General features: G+C 73.8%; 6 protein-coding genes. 5 read left to right on the forward strand and 1 reads right to left on the reverse strand.

Going from position 1 to position 6383, the window contains the following annotated elements; genetic code table 11:
* Positions 1–55: 55 nt before the first annotated feature.
* The 4 genes from ACFW2G_RS19175 to ACFW2G_RS19190 all read left to right on the forward strand — a co-directional run bounded on the left by ACFW2G_RS19175 (position 56) and on the right by ACFW2G_RS19190 (position 3953).
* Positions 56–1117, forward strand: coding sequence for an energy-coupling factor ABC transporter permease (locus tag ACFW2G_RS19175; RefSeq protein ID WP_384450102.1), 1062 nt, complete (start codon positions 56–58; stop codon positions 1115–1117).
* Between the two features lies 1 nt (position 1118).
* Complete coding sequence (cbiQ, locus tag ACFW2G_RS19180; protein WP_384450105.1) at positions 1119–1880, forward strand: cobalt ECF transporter T component CbiQ; 762 nt, start codon at positions 1119–1121, stop codon at positions 1878–1880.
* On the forward strand, positions 1868–2653 hold the full coding sequence (locus ACFW2G_RS19185; RefSeq protein ID WP_384582862.1) for an energy-coupling factor ABC transporter ATP-binding protein: 786 nt from the start codon (positions 1868–1870) through the stop codon (positions 2651–2653). The genes cbiQ and ACFW2G_RS19185 overlap by 13 nt, the downstream gene beginning before the upstream one ends.
* Positions 2654–2795: 142 nt before the next feature.
* On the forward strand, positions 2796–3953 hold the full coding sequence (locus tag ACFW2G_RS19190) for a serine hydrolase domain-containing protein (RefSeq protein WP_037925527.1): 1158 nt from the start codon (positions 2796–2798) through the stop codon (positions 3951–3953).
* Between the two features lie 130 nt (positions 3954–4083).
* Here ACFW2G_RS19190 and ACFW2G_RS19195 read toward each other — a convergent pair whose 3' ends face one another.
* Positions 4084–5718 (reverse strand): penicillin-binding transpeptidase domain-containing protein, encoded by a 1635-nt coding sequence (locus ACFW2G_RS19195; RefSeq protein WP_384450109.1) that lies wholly within the window; start codon positions 5716–5718, stop codon positions 4084–4086.
* A gap of 354 nt (positions 5719–6072) precedes the next feature.
* Between ACFW2G_RS19195 and ACFW2G_RS19200 the strand changes: the two genes are divergently transcribed.
* Complete coding sequence (locus ACFW2G_RS19200; RefSeq protein WP_384450112.1) at positions 6073–6336, forward strand: hypothetical protein; 264 nt, start codon at positions 6073–6075, stop codon at positions 6334–6336.
* The last annotated feature ends 47 nt before the right edge of the window (positions 6337–6383 follow it).

Below are 6383 nucleotides of genomic sequence, written 5' to 3' on the forward strand. Positions count from 1 at the left end.
CAACTGGGCACTATTCTTGAACGGTTCAGGCCGTAGAAGAAGCGGAGCCCACTCCATGCATGTGCCCGACGGATTCGTCAACGCACCCGTCTCGGTGGCCGCCGGAGTGGCGGCGGCCGCGGCGGTGGCCGTCAGCCTCCGCGGCGCCCGCCGCGAACTCGACGAGCGGACCGCGCCGCTCGCCGGCCTCGTCGCCGCCTTCATCTTCGCCGTCCAGATGCTGAACTTCCCGGTCGCCGCCGGCACCAGCGGCCACCTGCTGGGCGGCGCGCTCGCCGCGATACTCGTCGGCCCCTACACCGGCGTGCTGTGTGTGTCCGTCGTCCTGCTCATGCAGGGCATCCTCTTCGCCGACGGCGGCCTGACCGCCCTCGGCGTGAACATCACCGTCATGGGCGTCGTCACCGTCGTCACCGCGCACCTGGTCTTCCGCGGGCTGCTCCGCCTCCTGCCGCCCGGCCGCCGTTCCGTGACCGTGGCGGGATTCGCGGCCGCCCTGCTCTCCGTGCCCGCCGCGGCCGCCGCCTTCACGGCCGTCTACGCCGTCGGGGGCACCACCGACGTGCCGCTCGGCAAGGTCCTCACCGCCATGGTCGGCGTGCACGTCCTCATCGGCATCGGCGAGGCCCTCATCACCGCGGCGACCGTCGGCGCCGTGATCGCCGTACGTCCCGACCTGGTGCACGGGGCCCGCGGCCTGGCCGCGCCGCTGAAGCTGCGCGTCGACGGCGCGCTCATCGACGCGCCGGCCGGCCCCGCGCCCACCGCCGCGGTGGCCGCGGCCGGCTCGGCCAAGAAGGTGTGGGCGACCGGCCTGGTCACCGCGCTCGTCCTCGCCGGGTTCGTCTCCTTCTATGCCTCCGCCAGCCCCGACGGCCTGGAGAAGGTCGCCGCCGACCAGGGCATCGACCAGAAGGTCGAGGAGCACGCCGCCGCCGGCTCCCCGCTCGCCGACTACAGCGTCAAGGACGTCGACGACGCCCGCCTGTCCGGGGGCCTCGCCGGAGTCATCGGCGTCGGGATCACCGTGGCCGCCGGCACCGGGATCTTCTGGGTCGTGCGCCGCCGCACGTCCCACGAGTCGACCGCCGCCGCCACCTCCGCCCCGGTCGCCTGACATGGGTGCGGGCCACGCCCACCGGCTCTACCGCCCGGGCAGCTCCCCGGTCCACGCCCTGCCCCCGCACTGCAAGCTCGCCGCGGCCTTCGGCTTCGTCGTGGTCGTCGTGTCCACTCCGCGGGAGGCGGTGTGGGCCTTCGGCCTGTACGCACTGCTGCTCGCCGGCGTCGCGGCCGCGGCCCGGATCCCGGCCGGATTCCTGCTGCGCCGGCTGCTGATCGAGATCCCCTTCGTCGCCTTCGCCGTGCTCATGCCCTTCGTGGCCGAGGGCGAGCGGGTCGAGGTCCTCGGCATGTCGCTCAGCGTCTCCGGCCTGTGGGGCGCCTGGAACGTCCTCGCCAAGGGAACCCTCGGCGTGGCCGCGTCCGTCCTGCTCGCCTCGACCACCGAGCTGCGGGCCCTCCTGCTGGGACTCCAGCGGCTCAAGCTGCCGCCGATGCTCGTCCAGATCGCCACCTTCATGATCCGCTACGGCGACGTGATCGGCGACGAGCTGCGCCGGATGTCCATCGCCCGTCGCTCGCGCGGCTTCGAGGCCAGCGGGATCCGGCACTGGGGAGTGCTCGCCAAGACGGCCGGCGCCTTGTTCATCCGGTCCTACGAACGCGGCGAGCGGGTCTACCTGGCGATGGTCAGCCGCGGCTACGCCGGTTCCATGCCGGTCATCGACGAGGCCGTGGCCACGCGGAGCCAGTGGGCCTACGCCGCCGTGCTCCCGGTGACGGCACTCGCCGTCTGTCTGATGGGATGGACTCTGTGACCAGTACTCCCTCGCCCGCCCCGTCGCTCGAAGTCGCCGGGCTCGCCTACGCCTATCCGGACGGACACCAGGCCCTGTACGGCGTCGACCTGACCGTCGCACGCGGCGAGCGCGTCGCCCTGCTCGGCCCCAACGGCGCCGGCAAGACCACGCTCGTGCTGCACCTCAACGGCATCCTCGGCGGCGGCGTCGGCTCGGTGGCCGTGGCCGGGCTTCCGGTGGAGAAGCGGAACCTGGCGGAGATCCGGCGCCGGGTGGGGATCGTCTTCCAGGACCCTGACGACCAGCTGTTCATGCCGACCGTGCGGGAGGACGTGGCCTTCGGCCCGGCCGCGGCCGGGATGCGGGGCGCGGAGCTGGACGAGCGGGTCACGGCCGCCCTGAAGCAGGTCGGCATGGCCGACTTCGCCGACCGGCCGCCGCACCACCTCTCCTTCGGGCAGCGCCGCCGCGTCGCGGTGGCGACCGTACTGGCCATGCGGCCGGAGATCCTGGTCCTGGACGAGCCGTCGTCCAATCTGGACCCGGCCTCCCGCCGCGAACTCGCCGACATCCTGCGCGCGCTCGACGTGACCGTGCTGATGGTGACGCACGACCTGCCGTACGCGCTGGAGCTGTGCCCGCGCTCGGTGGTCCTCAGTGAGGGGGTCATCGCCGCGGACGGCAGCACCCAGGACCTGCTGTGCGACGAGGAACTGATGCGGGCCCACCGGCTGGAACTGCCCTTCGGCTTCGACCCCCGCACGCCCCTGCTGACGCGCCCCTCGGGCTGACGCACCCCCTCGCCCCGGCGGATCGCTCCCGCGGACCCGGGAGGCGGGACCCGGGAAGCAGGACCGTACGGTGGGTGTTGCGCTGTGGCGTAAGAAGCAGGAACAGGCGCCGTCGGCGCCGCGGCAGGTGGTGGGAGCGGACGTGGACGTCCACGGGACGGTGGCGGAGGGCTTCGAGCCCGTCAGGGACGCCTTCGCGCGCAACTTCGAGGTGCTCGGCGACCGGGGCGCGGCCGTCGCCGTCTACCGGGACGGCCGCAAGGTCGTCGACTTGTGGGGCGGCACCCGGGACGCCGACGGCACCGAGCCGTGGGCCGAGGACACCGCGCAGATCGTCCGCTCCGCCACCAAGGGCGTGGCCGCCGCGGTCCCGCTGCTCCTGCACCAGCGCGGGCTGCTCGACCTGGACGCGCCGGTCGGCGAGCACTGGCCGGAGTTCAAGACCGGCGGCAAGGAGAAGGTCCTCGTACGGGACCTGCTCGCGCACCGCGCGGGCGTTCCGGCCCTGGACCGGGGGCTGACCGCCGCCGAGGCCGCGGACGGGGTGTCCGGGCCGCGTGCGGTCGCCGCGCAGCACCCCTTCTGGGAGCCGGGCACCGGGCACGGCTACCACGCCCAGACCTACGGCTGGCTGCTGTCCGAGCTGGTGCTCCGGGTGACCGGGCGGACGCTGGGCTCCGTCCTGGCCGAGGACATCGCCGAGCCGCTCGGCGTGGACTTCTGGATCGGGCTGCCGGAAGGCCAGGCCGGGCGGGTGGGCCGGGTGGCGCCCGTCGAGCCGCCGGAGCGCGCCGGACTGCTGAGGACCAGGCCCCGCAGAAACGTTTCCGAGGCCTATGCCGACCCCGACTCCCTCACCCGCCGCGCCTTCGCCGCCATCGATCCGCTGCCGGACGAGAACGCCCCCGCGTACCGGGCCGCCGAGCTCCCCGCCTCGAACGGCATCGGCACGGCCCGCGCCCTGGCCCGGTTCTACGGGGCCACCATCGGCGCGGTCGGGGACGGCCCGCGGCTCTTCACCCCCGCCACCACCGCGCTCGCCGCCCGCGAGCACTCCGCGGGACCGGACCGGGTACTGGTCGTGAACACCCGCTTCGGCGCCGGATACATGCTGCACGGCCCGGCCTCGCCGCTGCTCTCACCCGCCTCCTTCGGCCACCCCGGCCGCGGCGGCTCCCTGGCCTTCGCCGACCCGGACGCCGGCATCGGCTTCGGCTACGTCACCAACGCCCTGGCCACGTCGGTCACCGCCGACCCCCGGGCCCAGTCCCTGGTCCGGGCCCTGAAGTCCGCCCTCTGAGGGCCCCGCCGGACCCGCACGCACCTCGGCCCCGGCAGCCCCGGCGGCCCCGGCGCGCGCCGGACGAGCTCGCCCGGCACGCGCCGCCCGGGCGCGCCGCACCGCCACCCGGGTGAGCCGGGGCCCGATGTCAGCCCGCGTTCAGCACCTGGGCGACGATCGGGCCGGCGGCCTCGCCGCCGTGGCCGCCACCCTCGACCATCGCGGCCGCGGCCACGTCGCCGCTGAAGCCGGTGAACCAGCTGTCCGGGCTGTCATCGGCGCCGCCGACCTCGGCCGAGCCGGTCTTCGCGCCCTTGTCCGAGCCGTGGACGGGGGCCATCGCCTCGCGTGCGGTGCCGCTGGTCGCCGTCAGCCTCATCATGGAGACGAGCTGCTGCTGCACGGAGGACTTCATCCGGCGCTGGGCCGTGGCGATCGTCCGGCCGTCCAGCTCCGGCGAGACGAGCAGCGGCTGGCGGAAGACGCCGGTGCGGGCGGTGGCGGTGATGGACGCGACGTTCAGCGGGTTCATGGTGATCCGGCCCTGCCCGATGTACGCGGCCGCGGCCTCGGCCCCCGTGGCCGGCGGGACCTTCCCGTCGGTGGACCTGACGCCCGTCTTCCAGTCCAGGCCGATGCCGAAGACCTCCGTGGCCTCCCTGGGCAGCGCGGAGTCGTCGTCGACGGGCTTGATCTGCTTGATGAAGGCGGTGTTGCAGGAGCGGGCGAAGGAGGTCGCGAACCTTGTGCCCGCCGGGAGCTCGAAGTTCTTCAGGTTGTGGAAGGCGCGGCCGCCCCAGGACACCTCCTTCGGACACTCCGCGGGCTTGTCGGCGGCGACCAGGCCGCGGTCCAGCAGCATCGCCCCCGTCACGATCTTCATCGTGGAGCCGGGTGCCCGGTTGCCCTGCATCGCCGCGTTGAAGCCGTCCGTGCGGTGGTTCGCGACGGCCAGGATGTGCCCGTTGCTCGGCTTGACGGCGACCACCGAGGCCTCCGGGAACCGGGCGACCGCCCGCTCGGCCGCCGCCTGCACCGTCGCGTCCAGGTAGGTCTTAAGGGTGCTGGGCTCGCCTTCGACGAGGGTCAGCAGGGTCCGCTTCGGTGCGTCCGCCGCGGCCGGCTCGATCCACACCTCGGCCCCGGCTCTGCCGCCCGCCTTGCTGCCGTAGTTCTGGCGCAGCTCGTCGAGGATCTGGCGCAGGGAGGGGTACTTCTCCGCCGTCAGCTCCTCGCCGTTGCGGTCCACGGCCTTGACGGGCGGGTTCGCGGCGGCGCCCGCGCGCAGCTTCTCGTCCTTGCCCAGCTGAGGGTGGATCACCGAGGGCTGCCAGTCGACCAGAGGCCTACCGGTGGTCAGCCCGCGTACGACGGTCAGCTGGGAGTCGTAGCCGAGGGGCTTGGTCGTGCCCTCGTAGGTGATCTCCGCCTCGACCCTGAAGGGCACGGTGGTGCCGTTCGCCGGGCCGGGAGTGATCACGGCCTTGGAGACGTACGCCTTGGTCCTGAAATCCTCGACCGCGCTCTGGGCGGCGGCGGCGTTGTTGGTCAGGTCGGCCGCTCCCCGCTCGTCCCCGGCGGCCCAGGCGGCCAGGAACGCCGTGGCGACCTTCTCGGCCTCCTTCTCGCCGACCGGCCCGCTGCCCCTGCCGGACCGGACGGACGCGTCCGGGTCCGCTCCCTCACCGCTGTCGTCGACCAGGGTGTACACCCCGTAGCTGGCGCCGCCGAGCATCGCCAGGAATACACCGCCGATGACGGCGCCTTTGGCTGCCCCGTTCACTCGTTCGTCCTCCCCCGTGGTCACACTTCTCTGAACGTGTTCAAAGAGCCTTGGTGTCGACCTTACTCTGCGGAGTCGTATGGTGTGCACTCGTTACCGGACCATCACATCCGGAGGGCAGCTTCCCGGATCCTCCCGGTGGCGCCCTCGGCGCTGCCGATCGGGCCCCGCACACCGGGTCACCGGGTCGAAGTGCACGGGCCGGGGCCGTGTTCTAGCGTCGAAAGGGCGAGGGCGACCGATGCGCCGAGCCGGTCGCCCGCCCCGGAGGTCCCCGCTCCGCGCCGCCGCCCCCGCCCGTGGTCCGGCGCATCCGCGGATCGCGTGACCGACCGAGAGAGCAGGTGCATCCGCATGCGTCCGTCGGCCCGTATCCCCAGCATCCTCGCCGGCCTGGCCCTCGCCGTCGGCGGCGCCGCCGCCCTGGCCCCGTCCGCCCAGGCGGACGCGAAGGCCTGCGAGCAGTACGTCGCCCAGCACGCCCCGAAGGCCACGAACGGCGCCGCGGAGGCCTGCTACGAGGGGCAGATCGGCAACCAGGCGAGCTGTGCGTCGAGCCTCGTCGCGGCCGGCGCGGGCAAGGACGCGGCGAACTCGGCCTGCGAAGCGTCCCGCTGACCCCGGACCGGTACGAACGGCGGGCCCGGCACCTGTCGGTGCCGGGC

This window comes from Streptomyces sp. NPDC058880 (assembly GCF_042742535.1).
Lineage (GTDB): Bacteria > Actinomycetota > Actinomycetes > Streptomycetales > Streptomycetaceae > Streptomyces.